General features: G+C 44.7%; 18 protein-coding genes and 4 pseudogenes. 16 read left to right on the plus strand and 6 right to left on the minus strand.

Going from position 1 to position 23,891, the window contains the following annotated elements:
* Positions 1–45 precede the first annotated feature (45 nt).
* The 16 genes and pseudogenes from WE862_RS12295 (at position 46) to WE862_RS12370 (ending at position 16,429) form a co-directional block, all read left to right on the plus strand.
* Positions 46–996, plus strand: a complete 951-nt coding sequence (locus tag WE862_RS12295) for a glycosyltransferase family 2 protein (protein WP_339058749.1) — start codon at positions 46–48, stop codon at positions 994–996.
* 81 nt (positions 997–1,077) lie between these two features.
* A complete protein-coding gene (locus tag WE862_RS12300; protein ID WP_082035538.1) occupies positions 1,078–2,550 on the plus strand; it encodes a glycosyltransferase in 1,473 nt (490 codons plus the stop codon).
* Between the two features lie 326 nt (positions 2,551–2,876).
* A pseudogene (locus WE862_RS12305) lies at positions 2,877–3,778 on the plus strand (IS5 family transposase).
* Between the two features lie 159 nt (positions 3,779–3,937).
* On the plus strand, positions 3,938–5,380 hold the full coding sequence (locus WE862_RS12310; protein ID WP_042033470.1) for a glycosyltransferase: 1,443 nt from the start codon (positions 3,938–3,940) through the stop codon (positions 5,378–5,380).
* A 207-nt stretch (positions 5,381–5,587) separates the two neighbouring features.
* The gene (locus WE862_RS12315; protein WP_082035539.1) at positions 5,588–6,877 is read left to right on the plus strand and encodes a glycosyltransferase family 2 protein; all 1,290 of its coding nucleotides are present in this window, start codon (positions 5,588–5,590) and stop codon (positions 6,875–6,877) included.
* A gap of 14 nt (positions 6,878–6,891) precedes the next feature.
* Positions 6,892–7,665, plus strand: coding sequence for a glucose-1-phosphate cytidylyltransferase (rfbF, locus tag WE862_RS12320; protein WP_042033472.1), 774 nt, complete (start codon positions 6,892–6,894; stop codon positions 7,663–7,665).
* Complete coding sequence (gene rfbG, locus WE862_RS12325; RefSeq protein ID WP_339058621.1) at positions 7,662–8,450, plus strand: CDP-glucose 4,6-dehydratase; 789 nt, start codon at positions 7,662–7,664, stop codon at positions 8,448–8,450. Before rfbF ends, rfbG begins: the two co-directional genes overlap by 4 nt.
* 276 nt (positions 8,451–8,726) lie before the next feature.
* Positions 8,727–9,290: a dTDP-4-dehydrorhamnose 3,5-epimerase family protein gene (locus WE862_RS12330; RefSeq protein ID WP_082035541.1), complete on the plus strand. Its 564-nt coding sequence runs from the start codon at positions 8,727–8,729 to the stop codon at positions 9,288–9,290.
* The gene (locus WE862_RS12335; RefSeq protein WP_052448147.1) at positions 9,287–10,510 is read left to right on the plus strand and encodes a class I SAM-dependent methyltransferase; all 1,224 of its coding nucleotides are present in this window, start codon (positions 9,287–9,289) and stop codon (positions 10,508–10,510) included. Before WE862_RS12330 ends, WE862_RS12335 begins: the two co-directional genes overlap by 4 nt.
* Complete coding sequence (locus WE862_RS12340; RefSeq protein ID WP_042033476.1) at positions 10,507–11,631, plus strand: DegT/DnrJ/EryC1/StrS family aminotransferase; 1,125 nt, start codon at positions 10,507–10,509, stop codon at positions 11,629–11,631. Before WE862_RS12335 ends, WE862_RS12340 begins: the two co-directional genes overlap by 4 nt.
* On the plus strand, positions 11,621–12,349 hold the full coding sequence (locus tag WE862_RS12345) for a WbqC family protein (RefSeq protein WP_156128828.1): 729 nt from the start codon (positions 11,621–11,623) through the stop codon (positions 12,347–12,349). Before WE862_RS12340 ends, WE862_RS12345 begins: the two co-directional genes overlap by 11 nt.
* A 25-nt stretch (positions 12,350–12,374) precedes the next feature.
* Positions 12,375–13,097, plus strand: coding sequence for a class I SAM-dependent methyltransferase (locus WE862_RS12350; protein WP_042033477.1), 723 nt, complete (start codon positions 12,375–12,377; stop codon positions 13,095–13,097).
* Positions 13,094–13,975, plus strand: a complete 882-nt coding sequence (locus WE862_RS12355) for an NAD-dependent epimerase/dehydratase family protein (protein ID WP_225628413.1) — start codon at positions 13,094–13,096, stop codon at positions 13,973–13,975. The genes WE862_RS12350 and WE862_RS12355 overlap by 4 nt, the downstream gene beginning before the upstream one ends.
* A complete protein-coding gene (locus WE862_RS12360; protein ID WP_082035544.1) occupies positions 13,972–14,964 on the plus strand; it encodes an ATP-grasp domain-containing protein in 993 nt (330 codons plus the stop codon). Before WE862_RS12355 ends, WE862_RS12360 begins: the two co-directional genes overlap by 4 nt.
* Positions 14,945–15,634, plus strand: coding sequence for a metallophosphoesterase family protein (locus WE862_RS12365; RefSeq protein WP_082035545.1), 690 nt, complete (start codon positions 14,945–14,947; stop codon positions 15,632–15,634). Before WE862_RS12360 ends, WE862_RS12365 begins: the two co-directional genes overlap by 20 nt.
* 12 nt (positions 15,635–15,646) lie before the next feature.
* The gene (locus WE862_RS12370; RefSeq protein ID WP_042033478.1) at positions 15,647–16,429 is read left to right on the plus strand and encodes a cephalosporin hydroxylase family protein; all 783 of its coding nucleotides are present in this window, start codon (positions 15,647–15,649) and stop codon (positions 16,427–16,429) included.
* 52 nt (positions 16,430–16,481) lie between these two features.
* Here WE862_RS12370 and WE862_RS12375 read toward each other — a convergent pair whose 3' ends face one another.
* The 6 genes and pseudogenes from WE862_RS12375 to pseB all read right to left on the minus strand — a co-directional run bounded on the left by WE862_RS12375 (position 16,482) and on the right by pseB (position 23,872).
* On the minus strand, positions 16,482–17,411 hold the full coding sequence (locus tag WE862_RS12375) for an integrase core domain-containing protein (RefSeq protein WP_198493508.1): 930 nt from the start codon (positions 17,409–17,411) through the stop codon (positions 16,482–16,484).
* Between the two features lie 107 nt (positions 17,412–17,518).
* Positions 17,519–18,655, minus strand: a pseudogene (locus WE862_RS12380) (hypothetical protein); the annotation flags it as partial.
* A gap of 396 nt (positions 18,656–19,051) precedes the next feature.
* Positions 19,052–20,170 carry an acyltransferase family protein gene (locus tag WE862_RS12385; protein ID WP_082035415.1) on the minus strand — a complete coding sequence of 373 codons (1,119 nt, stop codon included), beginning with the start codon at positions 20,168–20,170 and terminating at the stop codon, positions 19,052–19,054.
* Between the two features lie 406 nt (positions 20,171–20,576).
* Positions 20,577–21,616, minus strand: a pseudogene (locus WE862_RS12390) (IS481 family transposase).
* Between the two features lie 123 nt (positions 21,617–21,739).
* Positions 21,740–22,871 (minus strand): annotated as a pseudogene (gene pseC / locus WE862_RS12395) (UDP-4-amino-4,6-dideoxy-N-acetyl-beta-L-altrosamine transaminase).
* Entirely contained in the window at positions 22,868–23,872 is a 1,005-nt protein-coding gene (gene pseB / locus WE862_RS12400; protein ID WP_042030009.1) for a UDP-N-acetylglucosamine 4,6-dehydratase (inverting), read from the minus strand. Before pseB ends, pseC begins: the two are co-directional and overlap by 4 nt.
* Positions 23,873–23,891: the final 19 nt, after the last annotated feature.

Genomic DNA, 23,891 nt, shown 5'->3' on the forward strand with positions numbered 1-23,891 from the left:
ACAAGTTTTGAAAAAACACCTAGTAAACCCTTGGTTTCGGTCATTATGTCTGTTCATAACTGTGCTAGTTATATCGAAGATGCGCTGGATAGCATATTGAAGCAGACCTATAAGAATCTGGAGATAATAATATTTGATGACGGCTCAACTGATGAAACTGGATCCGTAATTGGCAGGATGGCAGCAAAGGACAGTCGAATCATTCATTATCACCGGCGGCAGCAGGGAATAGCCAATTGTCTGAACGAAGCGCTATTGCTAGCTCGGGGAGAATTTATAGCCAGGATGGATGGGGATGATATTTCGTTACCTGAGCGAATAGAAAAACAGATGGCATTTTTACACGAACATCCGCATATAGATCTAGTGGGGTGTTGGCTGAGACTGTTCGGTGTCCGTGATGAGGTATGGCATTACCGACCTTATGATAATTTTATCAAAAATGCGATTCTGCTATTCAGTAACGGAGTTGGACACAACGCGATTCTGGTGCGTGCTGATGTTTACAAGCGTTTTCGATATGACCCCGAATATACAGATGTTGAAGATACCGAGTTGTGGACCAGAATGGCTACCAGCAAGCCTGAAGTTAGTTTCGCCAACTTGCGTGAGGTGTTGGTGCTGTATCGTATTCATGGCGCCCAATCGTCCATATTGCGCAAAGTAAGACAACGAGAGCTTTACCGGCGCATTGTCAGCAAGTATCTGGATTCGCTAGGTGTTTCAGCTACTGAGCAAGATATGGAGGCTCATGAATGGCTGGTAAATCAACCGACAAACTTATCAGATGAACAACTGTATCGATTAGCTGATTGGCTTAATTTTCTTTCTACCCACAAAACACTACCTGATAATTTTGGTGTATTAGCAGAACGCTGGCATCATCTATGCCGAAATAATGATGTTAGCTTGGATATTTATATCTTATATCAAGCGCAATTTGATGTTTGCTGGTTGCCAAAAATTCCCTTTGAGAAAGTACAAAGGAAAAGCTGATTTTTCTAAAAAGCAATCAGGTGAGAAGTATCTAATGTTAAAGGTTTTTTAATTCGTCTTAAGAAAAGATTGGTGTATTATATGGAGTCGATAATTGTTTTTGGTAGTGGTGGATTATTTAAATCCTTTCAGAAGTATATATATGATGTATACAATGTGAGTTTTTTTTTAGATAATGACTATAGCAAGCATGGCCTATACATTAATGGTTCAATAATTGTAAAGCCAGATGCCTCGTTGTGTTTAGTGCATGAAAAAATAATTGTTGCAAGTTTTTTTTTCGATGAAATAAAGCAACAGCTCATAAATTTAGGTGTTTGCACTACTAGAATTTCCAATATAGCAGATGAAACACAATTGCTAGCTATGGCTTTTTCAGATATCAAAGATAACGCGAACACTAGCAGAGTAAATAGTGAGCTGAAATCAATAGTTTCAAGTACTAAACGAGATATTTTGTTTATAGTTAACTCCATGGTTATGGGCGGTTCAGAATTATCACTTCTAAATACTTTAAAAACTATAGACTACTCTAAAAACAGGGTTATATTAGTCATTATTAATGGTGGCGGTACACTAACCACTCGCATTCCTGATGATGTAGTTACTATTGAAATATATAAGACCCCAAACGAATGTGCAATGCAGCAATGCTTGTTTAGATATCTTCCAGCAAATGTACTGTATAATACTTATATAAATAGATGTTTTGATATTGTTGTTTCTTATACAATAGGCTCTTCTGCAAAATTGGCATGTGCAATTCCTGCACATAAAAAAATAGCTTGGATTCATTCTGATTTCAGTGTTTCACATCCAACAAAAAGTAATTTTATTTCGATTGAGGATGAAGTTAATTGTTATAATGAATTTACTGAGATTGTGTTTGTTTCTAATTCCGCCTTGAATGGTTTCAATCTACTATTTAAAGGGGTAGATGTAAAAAAAACAGTTATGGGGAATATTTTTGATGTTAAAGATGTTGTAAGTAAATCAGCGTTGCTAGACGTAAATGATCACATGTTACGCCATAGCAAAAAAAAATATGAAATTAAATTTATATTTGTTGGTAGACTATCAAAAGAAAAAGGAATTATTCGGTTACTTAACGCATTTGAGAGTGCTTTAAAAGTAAATGATAATTTGCAGTTGATAATTGTTGGTCATGGGAATCTGTTTCTAACAGTACAATCCATCATTTTAGATAGAGGAATTGATAATAATGTCGTGCTGATTGGAGAATGCGACAATCCCTATCCTTACATGCGTTCAGCAGATATCCTAATACTGCCTTCATATTATGAGGGACAGCCTTTAGTAATTGGAGAAGCATTTATTCTCGGGCTTCCTATAATTGCCACTGGTTCAAAGGCATGTAGAGAAATGCTACGCGATGGTGAGTTTGGCCTTGTTGTTGAGAACAATGAGAGGGGGATTTTTAATGGAATATGTCAGGCAATGTCACAGGAAGATTTCATACCTACATATACCAAAAAATCTCAACTTGGTCTTTTTTCATTAAAAACTAAATTGGAAGATGACTTTTTTTCTTGATATGAAAACACTTATTATATAGTTGCTATTTTACAATGTTTATTTTCAATTTCAGAGTGCCTTTTTGAAAAAAAGTATTTTTATAATTGGTTGTGGTAAAAAACTCTGAAAGAATTAAGTTAGAACTTTTCCTCTTGTAAAATTACGTAGGCTTAAGCTGTAGATTAAGTATGTGTTAATACATGAGTATGTATACGTCAATAGGGCGTTGTTTCCTAAATCGATGTCGCTTGAAGGAAACATACTGAAGGCGAGGTGATTTGCTCACCATCATCCCCATTCAAGCCTGCATCCAAGCCTGTATCATGAGTATGTAGCTTCACCCCATCACTGACAGGCCTCAATACAACAAGTCTTTGATTAACCGTGACTCACTCACCTTCTGGATTGATGCTGAAGTCATGAACAACTGGTTTCACCATGGCTATCACTGGTGACGAGGTCGCAGCCAGCGTTACACTGACCAGACCATTTCTACTTTCCTGATGCTCAAGGGGATTTTCAGCCCCACTCTGAGGGTAACTCAGGCGCTAGTCGACTCCTGTTCGAGTTGATAAACGTACCGATTTGTGCCCCCGATTACAGCTGTGTCAGCAAGCGAGCACGCACGGTAACGATGGCTTATCGACAGCCCCCAAAGGGACGAATTACCGATCTGGTTATCGACTCAACCGGGCTAAAGGTGTTTGGTGAAGGCGAGTGAAAGGCCAGAAAACACGGCGCCGAGAAACGCCGAGTCTGGCGCAAATTGCCTCTGGCGGTAGACCCTGTAACCCACGAGATCGTAGCGGCGGAAATCTCGCTGGAAAATGTCTATGATTCCGAGGTGTTGCCAACTTGGCCCAATCCTCTGTGGCGTAAGCTGGGCACCATTTATGCGGATGGTGCCTATGACAGCAAAGCCAGCCATCTGCTTACCTCGCGCGAAGGGGTGATAGCCTGTATCCAGCTTCGCAAGAACTCGGTCTATGGAAAAAGGGACAACCAAGAAATGAAGCGAAATGAAGCTGTGCTGGTTATGCACAAGGGAGGGCTTGCGTATTGGGAGAAGATATCGGTGAATCACCACAGCTCGCTGGCTGAGAGGGCGATGTATTGTTTCAAACAGTTGTTGGCGGGGAAAATCAGTCTGCGAAAATACAATGGCCAAGTGGGAGAGGTAATGGCGTATGTAAGTGCAATGAATAAACTGAATGCCCTTGGTCTGCCGGTAAGAAGGCCTCACTAAGGGCAGGGGAAGTCTTGACTTGATGGCTAATTTAGGCAACAACGCCCATCAATAGTCCTTTAGCTTTACCACTTATGTCTCGGCTCTATCAATATAGCCCTCAATCTAAAACATCAATATTAGATACATAATTGTAGACTACGTCTGGAATAAAATAATATGAAAAAAAAGATAGTAATATTTGGTGTGGGAAGTCTATACAAGAGAGCATTGCCATATATAAATGGTGTCTTTGACATTGTTGCGCTATCCGATAATAATAGTTGCCTACATGACTCTATAATTGACGGCATTCCGGTAATATCCCCTCCAAATATTATAGGGAAAGAGTTCGATGGAGTTGTTATATTAAGCTCCTATTCTAAAGAAATAATTGATCAGTTAATTAAAATTGGTGTGGATGAGCTTCTGATAACCAATGGACAAAAAATGCTTACAGGCATATTCCAACCTTTACTTGAAAGAGCCTTGATTTGTAGTGATAGATATGCTAGTAACGCCAAGAGTGACATATCTTTTTTCATCGATACATTGGGAAATGGTGGTGCTGAAAAGGCCCTCGTTGATCTCACAACGATGCTTTCGAAGAATTTTTTTTCAGCATCTATTATTGTCCTTTTTAACATCGGATGTTATTTCGATGCAATCCCTAGTCAGTTCCCGATAAGAATACTATTTAATCCAAGTGATAAAGAATTAGTAGAGATTGCTTTTAAATTAATAAATTGGAATGTTCTAAGAAGGATATTAAAAATTACTAATAGTCGGATTGATGTATCATTCCTTGATGGATTTAGCTCATTTTTAGTTGTTGCCGGGAATGCAAGTAAAAAAATTGGATGGATACATTCTGATGTCTCTTATTATCTTGACAATGAGCAGAAAAAGAAAGAAGCATCAGCGGTGTATTCTCTGTTTACTGATGTGGTTTTTGTAACAAAAAATTCTCAAGTGGCATGGGATTCATTATTTCCTGATATTAAGCAGGTGAAAAAACATGTGATTTACAACATAGTAAATATTGATGATATTACAAGTCATAAAAAAAATAGAGATATATTGGCATTTGATAAATTAACGTTTGTTACTGTAGGTCGTCTTGATTATGTAAAAGGCTTTGACTTGCTAATTAATATATGCCATAGATTAAATAATGAGGGTTACGATAATTATCAGCTACTCATAATTGGAGAAGGCAGCGACAGGCCCCTACTTTTGAATATGATAGAAGAGCTTAACATTCCTAATATCAGTTTTTTAGGGCACCTTGCATACCCTTATGATTATATTGATGCTGCTGATTTTTTTCTATCATCGTCACGTGCTGAAGGTTTTTCTCTGGCCATTTTAGAAGCACTTTTACTGAGGACTCCTGTGATTGCTACAAAAACTGCTGGTTCTATGGAGCTAATCACTCGTTTAGGTGGAGGGATATTAGTGGAGAATAATATTGATGCTCTTTATTCAGAAATGAAAAGTGCATGTGATGGAAAGTTAAATGTCATTTTCTCTGCTAAAGAAGATTTTGAAAATATTAATAGAGAAACATGTGGAAAAATAATTAATATATTAAGGAATGAAGAAGACACATCTTTGAAGTAAATATTCTAGAGAAACAGACTTCAAACAAAACACTTAGATCTCGGATTACTAATACGGCGTTACTTAGGGGCACTGCTACGACCTAGACTTTCTTTGAAGTTATCTTTTTGTTAGGACTTAATAAAATATTTTGAGCATTTTAAATTTTAATAAGCGCCGGATTTTTAAAAATATTATTACTTATATTTATTAGTCTTGGAGGGTGTCATGGCTAAAAAACCATTCTTCAGTATTGTGATTCCTACTCGAGATCGACCCGAGCTTGTAATAAAAGTATTGAAATCGTTAACGTTGCAAACATTCTCAGATTTTGAAGTTATTATATCTGATAATGGGTGTATTCCTTTGTGTGAACATAAAATATCTTCATTTTTAGGTGATGCAAGGTTTCACTATAAGAGACCATCTTCCGTTATGAATATGTGTGATCACTGGGAATTTGCGATAGAAAGCGCGCAAGGTGAATATATTACAGTATTAGGTGATAAGTTCATTTTGCGTTCTGATGCGTTGTCTTTAATGGCTAAAGAAATCTCAAAATACACACCTGATGTAGTAACATGGCAATATGAATTTTTTGATGTAAATAAATCAGTAAACGGGGGGTTATATGGAGACTATCATCCTTTAATAAAGCCTGGTATTGCAAAACCATATTCCCCATCTCTAGAATTAGAACGTCGCTTTAGTTTTGATTTTCCTTTATTTTGCCGATTTAACAAGTCATCTGATAGTTATGGGAAGATATATTCTGGCTTTGTTAGGGCAGACATATTAATTTACATTAAAAATTGTTATGGTAGAATATTTCATCCAATGAGTCCTGATTTTACATCGATGATTGCTATTCTAAATGAAAGTAAAATATGTATCGACATAAACCAAGCTTTGATGCTGATTATTAGCATGGATGGGATTTCAACTGGTGCTGCTACTCGGTCGTCACTTTATGCTGCCCGTAAGTATATTGAAAGTTATGGAAGAGATTCATTTGACTATTGGCAAAAATTACCAATCAAGGGACTTGGAGTAGGACATAACTCTTATGTTTCTGCCGAATTTGATCTAATTAAGTCGTTGGCGAAGGATGGTCCAGTTAAAAATCTGGAATTAGATAAAGGGGCTATTGCATTTTGGGCAAAAGAGGATCTTAAGGTTGTGTCAGATATTGATTTCACTGAGCGAGCCAAGTTTGAGAAATTGTTGCTTCCTTGGATTTCTTCAATTGATAAGCCAAGGCTGGAGAGATTGGAATATAACCTCATAGAGCATTCTAAACCAGCAAAAAGTGAGATTTATCACTCTGGCTTGAAAAAAACAAATGAGTTTGTTCGTGGGATATCCGCCGAACACTTGGCTTATATTCATTGGCATGATGGTATTGCATTGCCAAGAAAACCTGTATCAGAAAAGGCAATGGAATTATTTGAAGCATTAGACTATTTAGAAGACTATAATAACTATTCATGTCAGATACTTGGCATTAACACACATTAACACATGAGGTGAGTGTGAAAGCAATAATCCTTGCTGGTGGTCTCGGAACAAGAATAAGTGAAGAGTCTCATCTTAAGCCAAAACCTATGATTGAAATTGGTGGCAAGCCTATCCTTTGGCATATCATGAAAATGTACTCGCATCATGGGATTAATGATTTCATAATTTGCTTGGGGTATAAGGGTTATATTATTAAAGAATATTTTGCAAATTATTTTTTACATATGTCGGATGTTACATTTGATATGCCGAATAATCGTATGGAAGTTCATCATAACCATGTTGAACCTTGGCGGGTAACATTGGTCGATACTGGTGAAGATACTCTCACGGGGGGACGGTTACGACGTGTAGAGGAGTACGTGAAGGGTGAAGCAGCGTTTTGTTTTACTTATGGGGATGGACTCAGTGATGTGGATATTCGGCAACTTATTAATTTTCATAAAGCTCACGGCAAGATCGCAACAGTGACTGCGGTTGCACCGCCAGGTCGTTATGGTGCTCTGACTCGGGACGGCAATCTAGTGACAGGCTTTTCTGAGAAACCCAGAGGCGATGGAGGTTTGATTAATGGCGGTTTTTTCGTGCTCTCTCCTGCCGTTTTCACATTGCTGGAGGGAGATCAATGCAGTTGGGAAGGTGAACCTCTGGCCACATTAGCAAATATGGCGCAGTTGATGTCATTCGAACATCAAGGGTTTTGGCAGCCGATGGATACGTTGCGTGAAAAGAATCAGTTGGAGGAGTTATGGGCCAATCACAGGGCTCCTTGGAAGGTATGGGCATGACGCAGCGTATTGATGCTTCCTTTTGGGCGGGGAAACGGGTGCTTGTCACCGGACATACAGGTTTCAAGGGCAGTTGGTTGACCTTGTGGCTGCATCGACTTGGTGCTGATGTGAGCGGAATTAGTCTAGCACCGAGCTCGACTCCCAATCTGTTTGATGCCGCGGAGATAGCTAAGATATGCCGTCATCATATTTGCGATATCTGTACGCCGGAGTATTTTGTGCCACTTGTAAATACAGTGAGACCAGAGATCGTATTCCATCTTGCAGCGCAATCATTGGTTCGAGAGGGTTATCGTGAGCCAGCACGAACATTTGAAACCAATCTGATGGGGTCGGTGTATTTATTAGACACGCTCAGGACATTGGACTCAGTCAAGAGTGTTGTTATGGTTACCACGGATAAGGTCTATTACAATCAAGAGTCTGTTTGGCCTTATCGGGAGACTGACCGTTTGGGGGGGCACGATCCATACAGTGCAAGCAAGGCTGCCAGTGAACTGGTGATAAGTTGTTATCGTGAGGCATTCTTGGCCGCTAGGGGGGTTGCCATCGCAACTGCTCGAGCTGGTAATGTCATCGGTGGAGGAGATTGGTCCGCCGATCGTTTGATTCCTGATGCGGTACGGGCCTGGCAAGGAGGTCAGACTTTATCCATTCGGCGCCCCGAGGCCGTTCGACCGTGGCAGCATGTCTTGGAGCCTATTGCCGCCTATATGGTGTTGGCTCAACGTCTGTATCAAGAGCCTCGATTGTCAGGGGCTTATAACTTCGGTCCGAGATAGCCGGGATGCTGCAAGCGTGGCGCAGGTGGTGGATTTGGCGGCTTTTAGTTATGGGCTCAATCAGAAGGCTTGGCGTTTGGTGGGTGAACCTGGCCCTCATGAGACCAGTTGGTTGGCGCTGGAGACAGCCAAGGCGCGGCATACTTTGAACATTTCACCTCGGTGGCCATTGTCACAGGCCGTTGAGAAGACCATGTCTTGGTATCGCGATTGGTATCAGGGGGCGGGGGCCCGAGATTTGTGTGAGCAACAAATTAAAGCCTACGAGGCTCAGCCATGAGTCGTTTTACCCTATTGTCCGAACCATTACTTGGTGCCAGATTGTTGCAGCGCGAAGTGCATGCTGACTCACGCGGTGCTTTGAGCAGACTCTTCTGTGTCGAAGATCTGTCTGTTCTGGGTTGGGGGGCATGCGTGGCACAGGTCAATCTGACATGTACGTCCCGCTGTGGCACTGTCCGTGGGCTCCATTTCCAATATCCACCGCATGCCGAGAAAAAGTTGGTGACCTGTATTCGGGGGCGGGTTTGGGACGTAATTGTCGACATTCGGGCTGATTCACCGACTTTTCTGATGTGGCATGCGGAGGAACTTTCGGATGAGAACCTCCGTTCTTTGCTGATTCCAGAAGGATTTGCGCACGGTTTTCAGACCCTGAGTGATGAAGTCGAAATGCTTTATTGTCATTCGGCAGCCTATGTTGCAGTTGCAGAAGGAGGACTCTATCCATTGGATCCGTATCTTCAGATTTCATGGCCGATGCCGATAACAGAAATTTCCGCACGTGATCGCCAGCATTCTGCATTAAACGACAGTTTTCAAGGAGTGTTAATTCGATGAGATGCCGACACTGCGGTACCCCGCTGGTTCATCGTTTTCTCGATCTGGGCTTTGCTCCGCCATCGAATGCCTATCTGTCTGCCACCGATCTCTCCCGACCAGAAGTAACCTACCCCTTGCGCTTGCGAGTGTGTGACCAGTGTTGGCTGGTACAAACGGAGGATTTTGCTTCGGCAGATCAGCTTTTTTGTGCAGATTATGCATATTTTTCAAGTACATCGACCAGCTGGTTAGCTCATGCCGCCCGTTATTGTGCGCGCATGATTGACGAGTTGTCTCTGACGTCCACGAGTCATGTGGTTGAGATTGCTGCCAACGATGGGTATTTGCTGAAGAACTTTGTAGCTGCAGAGATTCCTTGCCTGGGAGTGGAACCTACCGCTGGTACTGCCGCTTCTGCTGAATTGCTGGATATTCCGATTATCCGGGAGTTTTTTAGTTCCGAGTTAGCTCAACAAATGAGAGGAAAAGGACAAGGGGCGGATCTACTGATCGGTAATAATGTTCTCGCCCATGTGCCGGATATCAATGATTTTTGTCGTGGCTTGAAATGTCTGCTTAATCCAGGTGGAACTTTGACGCTGGAGTTTCCTCATCTGCTGCAATTATTGCGGCAGGTTCAGTTCGATACAGTTTATCACGAGCATTTTTCGTATCTGTCGCTGCAGACTGTGCTACGGATTTTGGCTTCGGTTGGCCTGAGAGTGTTCCACGTGGAGTCACTGGCGACCCATGGCGGAAGCTTACGGGTATTTGCCTGTCATGCCGATGAACAACGACCGGATACTGTGGCTGTCGCAGAGTGCTTGCATCAGGAGGCCGTGGCTGGATTACATCAGTTGAACATCTATCTGAAGTTCCAAGCACAGGCGGACAGAGTCAAAAATTCACTACTTTCATTCTTATTAACACAGCATCAAGCGGGGCAGACGGTGGTTGCCTATGGTGCAGCCGCTAAAGGCAATACTTTGTTGAACTATGCCGGTGTTCGTCCCGATCTGCTGCCTTATATCTGTGATGCTGCCTGTTCAAAACAGGGGCGATTTATGCCTGGGAGCCATATTCCAATCTTGCCGCCGGAAGTACTGATGGCTAATCCCCCTGATTTTGTCCTGATTTTACCTTGGAATTTGGCTGATGAAATCAGCCGCCAACTGGCGCCTCTGAGGGCCGCAGGAACTCGTTTCGTCGTCGCGGTTCCGCGTTTGGAGATCCTATGAGTGAGCGTATCTTATATACCAAACCATCTATCACCGAGCTAGAAATTGGCTACGCCACTGATGCGGCGACCAACGGCTGGGGAGAGCGTTGTTATGAATATATTGACCGTTTTGAACGGCTTTTCCGTGAGCATCTGGGTGTGAAATACGTGATCGCCACGTCAAGCGGTACCGGTGCCCTGCATATGGGGATGGCTGCGCTAGGCATCGGTGCTGGTGATGAAGTGATATTGGCTGACAGTAACTGGATTGCCAGCGTTGCCCCCGTAATCCATTTGGGGGCGAAACCTGTTTTTGTGGATATATTACCCGACTCCTGGTGTCTGGATCCTGACTTGGTTGAGGCTGCAATTACGCCACGTACCAAGGCCATTCTTGCAGTACATCTCTATGGCAACCTCTGCCATATGACGCAATTGCTTGAGATTGGTAAACGCTACAGGATTCCTGTAATTGAAGATGCAGCAGAAGCGATTGGTTCTATATATCATGGCCAGCGAGCTGGTTCTATCGGGCGCTTTGGTGCTTTTTCATTTCATGGAACCAAAACAATGACAACCGGTGAAGGTGGCATGTTTGTTACCAATGATGACGACCTCTATGAACGGGTGTTAACATTGAGCAACCACGGTCGAGCACGTGGACAGACTCGCCAGTTCTGGCCAGAGACTGTGGGATATAAATACAAGATGTCGAATATTCAGGCGGCGATCGGTTGTGGTCAGATGGCTCGGGTTGAAGAATTGATTTGTCGAAAGAGACAAATTTTGCAGTATTATCGCCAAGCATTGCTTCCCCTGAGAGGACTGTCGATGAATCCTGAGCCTCTTGATGGCGTTAATGGTGCTTGGATGCCAACTGTTATATTTGAACGGGACTTAGGCATCACTCGTGAACATCTGATTTCTGAATTCAGCAGTGCCAACATTGATGCCAGAGTTTTTTTCTGGCCGTTATCACAACTGCCGGTATTTAGTGGTGCAGAAGGAAAACCACTAGCAAAAGATATTGCCGCTAGAAGCATTAACCTCCCGAGCTATCATGATATTACTCCTGCGCAAATGGATCAGGTTATTCAAGTGATTGTTAAGTTACACGGTGAGGTTTGTCGTGTGCAATAATAATGGTTATACGGTAGTCATTTCTCAACCAATGTATTTCCCCTGGATCGGTTTGTTTCAACAAATAAATTACTCTAATGCCTTTGTTTTTTATGACGACGTTCAATTCACTCGTGGTTTTTTCAATAGGGTACAGCTAAAAAATAAGCATGGCATAGTGTGGTTGACCGTACCATTGATGAAGTGGCATCGTGGCGCGCGTATCAGTGATGTACAGATAGACAACACAAAGCCTTGGCAATCTCAACATCTTAATATGCTTCAACAGGCATTTAGTCAAACGCGCTATGGCGCTGATGTGATGGACATTGTGCAAAGTGTGTTTTCTAGGCAGTCAGACTCGCTGAGTGATCTAGCCATCGTTTCAACCAAAATTATGTGTCAGTATTTGGGGCTTGAGACAGAAAAACGACAATTTTCCTGTTCATCGTCACTCAATATTGATGGGAAAAGTAGTGATCGACTTATTAAAATCTGCCAGCATCTCCATGCTAGCGAATATTTAACTGGCCATGGAGCAAAACATTATTTATTTCATGAGCAATTTGAAAAAAATGGCTTGCAGGTCAATTATATCGATTATGTATTGACTCCATACCCGCAACAGTTTGGTGATTTTACACCTTATGTTACGGCGCTTGATGCCATTGCCCATCTGGGACCTGAAGCTGTAACGCTCTTACCTGCAAGGAAAATTTCGTGGCGAGCATTTAGTTAATACTACTCTTGGGAGCAAAAGTAATATGAAAAGAGATTTGAATCTAGTATCAGGAGAGTATAATCCAAACTCAGTAACAAGTATTGAAAATGATCTCATTTTGAATTGGTACCCCCATAGAGTTATTCGGCGAAGTGGTCATGTAGAACGGCTTCTTGAATTAGGTCTAGGGCATGGCCATACTGCTAAGATATTTAACGAGCACAGTGATAGTTACACTGTGTTGGACGGCTCATCAGTAGTTATTAAACAATTCAAAGCTAATAATCCTGATTTTACAGGTTGTGTTATTGAATCGTACTTTGAAGATTTTCAGTCAGATGAAAATTATGACGTCATAGTGATGGGGTTTATTCTTGAACATGTAGATGACCCACATCTGATACTGAAAAAGTATCGCAATATGTTGAAGTCAAATGGAAGGTTGTATATTGCGGTACCTAATGCCAAGTCGCTTAATCGCAGGTTTGGGCTTGCACTCGGAATAATTGATGATATCTATTCACTGAATGAAAATGATTTGGCATTAGGACATCTTCGTCAATATTGCTTGGACACACTCACACTGGCGGTTACTCATGCTGGCTATAAAGTTACCTATCAAGAGGGGATATATTTAAAACCCCTTCCATTAAGCACTCTTAAAACTCTCGATAACTTTGAAGACAACTTGCAGGCAATGTTGAAAGTCGGTGTTGACTTTCCTGAATTATGTGTAGGGATAATGTTGGAACTGACAATTATATGAAGTGTATTGTACTGGGGGGCCGTTCAATGCTGGGTCTCAAGTTAAGGAAATTACTTGAAGCCCGTGGGCATCAGGTATGGCTAGTTGGAAGAGGTCAAGAAGATGATTTTTGGCTCGAGTTGGGTGCTCCGCGAGACATTGAATTGCCCACAGGTTTCAAAGCTGATGTGTTATTTCATTGTGCTGCCAGTTTCTCAGATGATTCCTTAGAGGGGATTGGGCAGAACATTTCTGTTAATGTTGCTGCTTGCCATCAGGTTTTGAAGTTGGCTCAGGCTGCGGGGGTTTGTTCGCTTGTTTATGCTGGGACAATTGGCTCTGATTTTGAGTTGTTAGAGGCGGGGCAACAACCTAATAGCTATACATTGTCTAAAGCTCAGGCTGAGCAGTGGTTACAATTGGGAATGTGTCAACTGGGGGGGAGTTTTTGTTCACTGCGCTTGACTCAACTCTGGGATGATGAGGGGCTATGTTGTGTTCATCAGCCTTGGGTGGGGCGTATCATTGCATATGCCTCTAGGGGGATGGATCTGAATATGCCAGTTTCTCTGGGGCCTAGAAATTTTTTGCATGTCGAAGACGCGGCTACCTTGATGTTGCTGGCAGCAGAAAGCCGACTGTCTGGTATTTATCCAGCTTGTGCTCAGATATCTATTGATATGTCTACATTGGCATTACGAGCATATTCAGCATTTAATGTTGGGGGAAGGGTAACCCTAGACCCTTCAAAAAAACCATTTAGATTAGTGAAATTCAGTGAAGATTTTACCCTTTACAATAGATTGGGATATTTTCCTAGGATTTCTATTCTAGATAGCTTTGATAGAATTAAATATGCAAAAACTGCTACCGCCTTTTGGCCAATGGACGTGTCATGAATCATGAATTAACTATTATTGTTACAGGCATTGGTGCTATTATAGGCCAGGGGATCATCTCCAGTCTAAGAAATATTGGCTCGGGCATTAAAATTGTGGGGGTTGATAAAAATCCACGTTGTTCCTCCAGACAAATAGTTGATGAGTTTGAGTCAAAGCCAGAATGTGATGAGGCTAGCCAAAGTTATTTAGATTTTTGGATTGAACTAGTTTCACGACATCAAGTAAAGTTAATTTTTCCCAGTGTGGATGCAGATATTCGTTTTTTCAATATGAATAGAGAATTATTTTATACATTAAGAGTATCTGTCGCTCTAAATTCTCCAAAACTATTGCAGGCAACAACTAATAAATGGTTATTTCATCAGGACATTTCTCAGTTGGACATCGAAGTTATTCCAAGTTGCTGTCCTGACAGTTGGATAACGGCTATCTACACCCTTGGGGCCCCACCTTTTATTTTAAAACCTCTTGAGGGAAGTGGATCTAAGGGAATTCACCTCATTGAAGATGAGTTAGACTTTAATTATTTTTCTGCAAAGTGTGATTCAGAGTGGATGTTACAAAAATTTGTCGGATCTGATGAGCAAGAATATACCGTAGGAATATTTGGTTTTGGAGACGGTCATTATATTGGACCAATCCGTTTCTTGCGTAGATTAGCCAGTGCTGGTTGTACACAGCAGGCGGAAGTGGTTGAAGAAATTCCAGTTATGGATGATGTTATCAGAAAGCTTTGTGTATATTATCAGCCAGAAGGTCCCACTAATTTTCAATTCAGGATATCAGATGGAAAAGCATACCTATTGGAAATAAATCCCCGTTTCTCGAGTAGTAACTCTTTGAGAACTGCCTTTGGCTTCAACGAAGCAGACATGTCTATAAAATATTATTGTAATGGTATTAATCCTGATATGCCTACTATTCGTAAAGGAATAGGTTGGCGTTATTTTGCAGATAGAGTCGAATATGATAGCAATATTGACTGATATTCATGGTAATTTTCCTGCGCTTGAGGCCGTTGTCGAAGACGCTCAGTCACAAGGAGCAACAGAATTTATTTCTCTGGGGGATGTTGCAGGTTATGGGGCTCAAGTTCCAGAATGTATAGATTTATTAAAAGAATTGTCAGCAATCAATATTTTGGGGAATCACGACCGCTATATCATTAATAATGAGAATTGTCCACGTTCAAGAGTGGTGAGTCAAATTATTGCCATGCAAAAAAGTAGTTTAGGTGACCGGCATCTTGCATGGTTGGAAAATTCGGTCAATAAAATCGAATTTGAGGATGTTCTAATGGTACATGGTGGTCCAGATGACCTACAGGATCAGTATCTGTATCAATTGCACCGTGACCTAATTCCAGTAGGAAAACGATGGCTTTTTTCAGGTCATACCCATGTACAGTCGTTAGTGTATTTTGATAATGGTTGCTATTGTAATCCTGGTTCGGTTGGACAACCTCGAGATGGAGATTGGCGCACTGGTTATGCGTTATTTGATGGAAAATGCGTCCGCTTACGACGGCTAGAATATGATCTGGATCGTACTATCTTGGCAATGAAAAACTTTGGACTAGAAGCATTTTGCTATGAAAATCTGCGTCTTGGAGCGCAAATTGGTGGCCGAATAGATTTTTTAAATATTGAAAGATGACAGGAGTCATTCATGGATCCGAGAGTAAAATTCAAAATGCAAGTAGCAGAAAATATTCAACGACTAGAACAGGATAGTGAACTGTTTGATACATCTCTACACTGGATGCTTGAGGTGGCTCGAGTTGGCTCATATACCTATAATTTTCAATGGATGGGGCGACCCATTATCCAATATCCTCAAGATATAGTTGCGATGCAAGAAATAATCTGGGAGGTCAGGCCAGATTTAATTATCGAAACAGGGATTGCACATGGTGGCTCACTGGTTTTCAGCGCATCCATGTTGGCACATCTGGATATGTGTGATGCTATACAGGCGGGGAAGATGATTGACCCAAGGATATCAAAGCGTAAGGTTATTGGTATTGATATTGATATTCGAGTTCATAATCGTGAGGTTATTGATGCTCATCCCATGCGTTCACGCATTGAAATGATTCAGGGTTCTAGTATCGCACCTGAAGTGGTCGAAAAGGTCAAAACGTTGTCACGTTCTTATGAACGTATTCTTGTGTGCCTTGACAGCAATCACACTCACGAGCATGTATTGGCCGAGTTAGAGGCCTATGCTCCATTGGTATCAAAAGGTAGTTACTGTGTTGTTTTTGATTCGGTTATTGAGCATATGCCAGATGAATTCTGCCAAGGACGCCTCTGGGGTAAAGGTAACAACCCTAAGACTGCCGTGTGGCAATATATTAATGAGCATGATCAATTTGTCATCGATACTGCAATACCTGCCAAGCTGCAGATTACCGTAGCGCCAGATGGTTTTCTAAAACGGATTAAATAGTTGTGTACAGATCTAGTTATCACCTGACACCGGCTTCAAACCGGTGTCTTGTTTACGCTACTTTAGTGCGCACTTCCTTCGGTATCAATTTCAGGCCCTTCTTGAACATGCTGTAAGGCGTCTGCCCCTTCATCATCCTGTCTTGATGTGGCCGCTGGGTGTTGTAGTGCTCCAGGTAGCTATCCAGGTCTGTCTGCATCTGCTCTACCGATTCATACCAGGTCGTTCTCCCCTTGATACGGAAGTGTTCATCCAGCAGTGTGCGATGCAGTCGCTCGATAAAGCCGTTACTCTGCGGCCTGCGTACCTTGGTTGTCCGGTGCTCAATCTCCTCCAGTTGCAGGAACAGCTCGTAGGGATGATGGTCTGGGCATCCACAGAACTCGCGCCCGTTATCCGACAGGATGGTATAGATGCGTGCCTCGTGGGCCTCGAAAAACGGCAGCACCGTTTCATTGAGCGCATGAACCGAGGTCACCGGCAGCTTGCTGGTGTAGAGCCGTCCCCAGGCGTGGCGACTGTAGCAGTCCTGCACGGTTTGCAGATACACCTTGCCAACCCCCTTGAGCGTGCCGACGAAGAAGGTGTCGACCGACACCAGCTCCCCGGTGTAGTGAACCTCAATCTGGCGTTCGCGAAACTTGGGGCTGAAGCGCTCTAACAGGCGAATTTGCTCGTCATTGAGCTCAATGGTCTGCTCCCGGTGGGTTTTCTCGAGGCGCAACAAGCGGTCGTGTTTGGAGAGCATGTCATGCCGTTGCCACACGCCACGCACACCACCCGCACTGACATTGATGCCCTGCAGAGCAAGTTCTTGGGCGACCCGCAGCGGGCCATGGGTTGGCCTGATGAGGGAGTAATCGAGGATGGCCTGTTCAATCTCGGGAGCGACCCGATTGGGATGAGCCCCTTTACAGCCGGGCAATTTGGCGAGCTCTAGCAGGCTGAGTTTGCGACGTGCTACTTTCTCGTTGGTGGTCATACGGTGACTCCAGATAACACGGTAGGGGTACCGTTTTGTTATCCGGTTTGAAGCCGTATGACCACTCCCTTTTGTGGGCAACTGTCAGGTGAATACCATCTCGATACATGCTGGGTGCGGTCGGTATGGCGGCGCTGGTTGCCCACGGCATCGGTGCGGCTGAACACTTCGACCCGCAGCAGCTGGAGCTGTTCGCCCAGAGTGATGTCCGGCAGCGGCCAGCCCGAGCTCAGTACGGTGCGAATAAATGGCCTGTCAGCGCGGCCGAAGGCAAACCCCAGCTCGACGACGGTCCCCTCAACGGGGAACTGCAGCAGTCCCTGCTCAGGCCCGCCGAACATTACCGGCAGCGGCACGGCGCGATAGAGTGGGGCGGTCTTGTCCGGCTGGCCATCTTACCCCAGCAGTTGCACGTCCACCGCATAGCGTGGGCGAAACGGATCATTGAGCTGGCCAGCTGCCGCGTTGTCACTGATGGCCTCGACTCGCCCGAACTTGGGTAGGTGCATCTGGTAGGCCAGTTCCGGGAATTCGCCCTCCATCTTGCGCCGCTCCGGCGACTTCACCTTTTTACCGGGTGTTGCCGTAGTGAGGGCCATCTCGTCGCCCTTGAGGCGTACCCTAACCATCCGCTTGCCGTTGACGAGTGCGCCTGGGCGCATGGCCGGGATCGGCGCGGTGGTGGTGGTGTTTCCCGCCTGGCGGCCAGAGAAAGCCGGATCCAGCTCCACTGGCCTATCCGCTCAACGGCTATGGGCATGAGTGCCCACGAAGATGGTGCCATCCGATTGCTGATGCCAGATGAAGTCCGGCACTGCGAAGGCGCGACCCGCGTTGTTCAGCAACTGATAGCCGGTACCAGCGCTGGTGAAGTTGGGGATCGGCTTGTCGGTATAGTCGGTCCCATCCGGCAGCAAAAAGGTGAGCTGGGTCTGGTCGCTCAACCAGGCCAGCAGACCGCGCAGGGTGGCCTGCTGCAGGCTGATTGGAAATGAGCTCCCTAATATACCGGCCAACTCGCGGCACAGCAGCTTGCTGGCGGGCTGCACGTCATACACGTATCCGATAAACCAGCGCCGCAGCTCGCCGTTGTAGCCAAGATCCACGGTCAGGGTTTGCCCCTTCTCCGCGCTCCCCTCGATGGTGAGGGCTGCGCGGCCGCCCGCGCAGAGATCCAGCACGATATCGTGGTCGATGAGATTAGCCGGTTGGCCGCCCAGGGTGAGGTTGGTCGCGAGTTTCACGCCATCAGGTCTCCCAGTTTGTTATCCAGCCCCTTGATGGTTTTCTCCCACGAGCTCAGCTCCTGATGGGGTCACTGAGGCCGGAGGGGCGGCAGCTCGTGCTGAAAGGTCTTCGTGGAGCGTAACAAGCTGGAATTCCGTGCCGCAGACGTATGGCATCCTTCATTGAATAACAATAACTGTCAGGTCTGACGGTATAGGCGAGGCTACAGTTATACGCTCGATAACATGGAACTATTCCGGCAGTTCGTATTCCTTTGGTGAAGAGATAGTTAATTTTAATCTCTCTCGGCTATTATAACTGCTAACATGTGAGTCAAGAAAGTAAAAGCCCAAACGGGCTTTTACTTATATTAACAGTTTAATGAACAGCCTGAAATCATCTAGCAATATCGGTCAAAGCTGAGATGCTGCCATTTCAACGCGCCTACCCTTCATTCTAATGAATTTGCGAGCTGGCTCTTCAATCAAATAATATCCTGCAGCAGACATCGCCACTAACACAAAAAATGATACCACCATTAAAACAATATTATTGGAAAGGACTGGGATTATCTCCACCAACTTGGCGTGATAGGTAGTCATGAACAAGAGAATAAATACTTGAAAAGAATAAAAACAATAGCTTATTTTGCCTAGCCAAACAAAAATACGAGAAGACAAAATTAAAGATATAATCCCTTTGTTGTTTGATAATGAAAAGATCATAAAGGCTACTACAGGAATTACAATCCAATTATGACCAACATAATTAGACATCCTTGACCCAACAAAACCAAGGTAAAACAAAAATAAAAAGATAACAATAATCTGAGCCAATACACCGTGCTGATAAATAAAGCCTCGGCGAATTAGCAAAAAAGAACACACCCCGACGAGAAACTCAGGTAAACGGAAAATGGGCATAGAATAAAAAACAGGGTTGGTCGTAGCATCAAACAGAGTAGCAGAAATCCCTGGTAATGTAGCCCATACCCAACATATAGCTATCGTTAAAAATAGTTTTTTCGTTGATGCCCTCAAGAGATATGGAAGCATTAAAGGAAGCATTAAATAACAGAATGCCTCCACAGAGATTGACCAACTACCACCATCATTCCAATAACCAAAAAATTGAGGAAACCATGCTTGAACAAGAAATATATTCGATGTAACAATTAAAACAACCTTGCAAATCGCTTTAAATGTGTCGGTTATCGACATTCCAATGATGTCAAACCCAAGCCACGGTAGTGTTATTAATGCTGCCACAACATAGATAGGATATATTCTAGCAAATCTATTCTTTAAGTATTCACTTACTGTGAACGACTGCCCTGCATACCGATAGGCAAGAACAAAACCCGAGAGTATAAAAAACAGACTCATTCCTACGGCGCCTTGCCCAACAATGTTGCTAACAAAATTGTTAGATGTTATTGGCCAGCGAATGTGGATATGAAATATAAAAACATATAGAGCTGCAACAAATCGCAGCCCAGTCAAAGATAGAATCTCACCTTCTTTATTATTCAATTCCTAACACTCCTATATTAAACGGTCTGAATTAATTTATTGTAATAAAGGGGGGTATACATCCAATTTATAATATTAAATTTTTTAGACAATGTATCATATTGGTTTCTTGATTTTTCGATATATTATCTTCACATGAAAAGAAACAACACAGTCAGATTAACAGCAGGACAATAGTAGATTAACCTAAAAAACGAGTGGAGAGAAGAACACAACCACAGTCGGTATAAATATTGTTTACTCCACAAAGTAAAGCTGACTGCTATTTACTCTTGGTTTGTGTGAGCAACGAGCAAAGCATGAGATTGCGGGTCTGATCAAACTGCGAAACGGGTTTAACTAGGCAGTCGTCCTGTTTGTACAGGTCTAGTTATCACCTGACACCGGCCTCAAACCGATGTCTTGTTTACGCTACTTTAGAGCGCACTTCCTTCGGTATCAATTTCAGACCCTTCTTGAACATGCTGTAGGGGATTTGACCCTCCATCATCCTGCCTTGATGTGGCCGCTTGGTGTTGTAGTGCTCCAGGTAGCTATCTAGGTCTGTCTGCATCTGCTCTACCGACTCATACCAGGTCGTCCTCCCTTTGATGCGGAAGTGTTCATCCAGTAGTGTGCGATGCAGTCGCTCGATAAAGCCGTTGCTCTGCGGCCTGCGTACCTTGGTTGTCCGGTGTTCAATTCCCTCCAGTTGCAGAAACAGCTCGTAGGGATGGTGGTCAGGTCGTCCACAGAACTCGCGCCGTTGTCCGACAGGATGGTATAGACGCGTGCCTCGTGGGCCTCGAAAAACGGCAGCACCGTTTCATTGAGCACATGAACCGAGGTTACCGGCAGCTTGCTCGTGTAGAGCCGTCCCCAAGCGTGGCGGCTATAGCAGTCCAGCACTGTTTGCAGATACACCTTGCCAACCCCCTTGAGCGCGCCGACGAAGAAGGTGTCGACCGCAACCAGTTCCCCGGTGTAGTGGACCTCAATCTGGCGTTCGCGAAACTCGGGGCTAAAGCGCTCTAACAGGCGAATTTGCTCGTCATTGAGCTCAATGGTCTGCTCACGGTGAGTTTTCTCAAGGCGCAGCAAGCGGTCGTGTTTGGAGAGCAAGTCGTGCCGTTGCCACACGCCACGCACACCACCCGCACTGACATTGATGCCTTGCAGAGCCAGTTCTTGGGCGACCCGCAGCGGGCCATGAGTTGGTCTGGTGAGGGAGTAATCGAGGATGGCCTGTTCAATCTCGGGAGCGACCAGATTGGGATGAGCCCCTTTACAGCCGGGCAATTTGTCGAGCAATCCCTCTGCACCATAGGTCTGGTAATTACGGCGAATTTCGTAGAACTGCTGACGGCTGTAGCCGATGAGTTTGTAGGCTTTACTGACATTATTGAGCTCTTTGGCGAGCTCTAGCTGGCTGAGTTTGCGACGTGCTATTTTCTCGTTGGTGGTCATACGGTGACTCTAGATGACACTGTAGGGGTACCGTTTTGTTATCCGGTTTGAAGCCGTATGACCACTCCCTTTTGTGGACAACAGTCAGGTGAATACCATCTCCATACAGTCCGATAACTAGCTCTATACCACCGTACCAGACAATAGACGACAGATTTCTTCTTGTCGCTCGACCTGTAGCTCAGGAAACAGCGGCAAGGTGATGGCACTGGCATAGAACTTTTCGGCTTTCGCTAGGTGTTCCCCGCATTGATGCCAAGGCTGTTTGTAGATCGGCATATAGTGCACGTTAGCCCCTATACCTTGTTCACGAAGTTGCTGGAATCGGGCTTTGCGTTGCTCTGGGGCTACATGCTGTACATACAGGTGAAAGGCGCTACGGCGCTCTGAGCTGAAGTAGCGAGGGAGCAGCTCAGGTGCCAGCTTTTCAAAGTAGTATCGGGCCAGTTCTCCGCGCTTAAGGATCCAGGTTTCCAGATTGGCCATCTGGCTCAACCCCATCGCAGCCTGAATGTCTGTCATGCGGTAGTTGAAACCGAGCATCTGCTGCTCATAGTACCAATGACTCATCCGGCTCATTGATAAAGTCTTCCGGTTCGCGGGTGATACCGTGGCTGCGGAGCATACGCATCGTCTTGGCAAGCGCAGGGGCGTTGGTCATGGCCATTCCCCCTTCACCGGTGGTGATGATCTTCACCGGGTGGAAGCTGAAGACGGTGATGTCGCTGTAGCGGCCGTTGCCGGTGGGTTCATCGTGATAGCGAGCCCCTAGGGCGTGACAGGCATCTTCGATGATCCGAAAGCCATATTCTTGCCCCAACCGATGGATCTCTTTCATATCGCAGGGGAGGCCGGCAAAGTGCACCGGTATGACCACCTTGGGTAGTTTCCCTTCCGCCTTGGCGGCAATCAGCTTCCTCTCCAGTTCCACTGCGCACATGTTGCCGGTATCTGGCTCAATGTCGACGAAGTCGACTTGTGCACCGCAATAGAGAGCACAGTTGGCGGATGCAACGAAGCTGATGGGCGATGTCCAGACCCAATCCCCGTGGCCGACGCCCAGCGCCAGACAGGCGATATGGAGTGCAGCAGTACCTGAATTGACCGCCACCCCGAATTTAGCTCCACAGTAGTCGGCAACCGCTTGCTCGAAGCGGGGAACGACTGGTCCTTGGGTCAGGAAGTCGGACTTGAGAACTTCCACGACGGCATCGATATCTGCCTGGCTGATAGATTGACGGCCGTAGGGGGTCATTCTGCTACCTTGCTCTGGTTCATCTTCTGTAGCTGTTCAATGGAGAAAAAGTCAGGGTTGCTTCGAGAGTTGTATTCAAATCCCTGATCGACCATCTTTCCTTTTTCGCCCGCAGCTGTCTTGGAGAAGTCGTTGTTGCGATTATTGAAGTTGATTGTTGGGCCGATCACGAAGAAGTCATCAAATTCAAAGGTGTGATAAGAGTCATCGGCAGGGCACATCACTTCATGGAGCTTCTCTCCCGGGCGAATGCCGATGATCTTGTGTGGCAGGTTTGGTGCCATGGCACTGGCCAAATCTGTGATGCGAACAGATGGCAATTTGGGAACGAATATTTCCCCCCCCTTCATCCGTCCAAAATTATCAAGAACGAAATCCACCCCTTGTTGCAAGGTGATCCAGAAGCGAGTCATCTCTTCATGGGTAATCGGCAAGGCATCAATACCCTGATCAATCAGCTTTTGGAAGAAGGGAACAACAGATCCACGGGAGCCAACTACATTGCCATACCGAACGACTGCAAAACGGGTTGGGTCTTGACCCGCAATATTGTTGGCCGCCACGAAGAGTTTGTCTGATGCCAGCTTGGTGGCGCCATAGAGATTGATCGGGTTGGCGGCTTTGTCAGTTGAGAGGGCGATAACCTTTTTGACTTGATTGAGCAAGGCTGCCTGGATGACGTTCTCAGCACCATGAATATTGGTTTTGATGCACTCCATGGGGTTGTATTCAGCGGCGGGCACCTGTTTGAGTGCGGCTGCATGAACCACGTAATCCACTCCACGCATTGCCATGGTAAGGCGGTTGGCGTCTCTGACATCCCCAATGAAATAACGCATGCAGGAATCGTCGAACTCTTGCTGCATCTCGAACTGTTTCAGCTCGTCACGAGAATAGATGATAAGGCGTTTGGGTTTATAACGTTCCAGTACTGTCTTGACCAATCGCTGGCCAAACGAGCCAGTGCCACCAGTTATGAGTAGCGTTTTATCGTTGAACATTGTGGGCATCTCGTCTCAA

It is taken from the genome of Aeromonas jandaei (genome assembly GCF_037890695.1).
Taxonomy (GTDB): Bacteria; Pseudomonadota; Gammaproteobacteria; order Enterobacterales; family Aeromonadaceae; genus Aeromonas; species Aeromonas jandaei.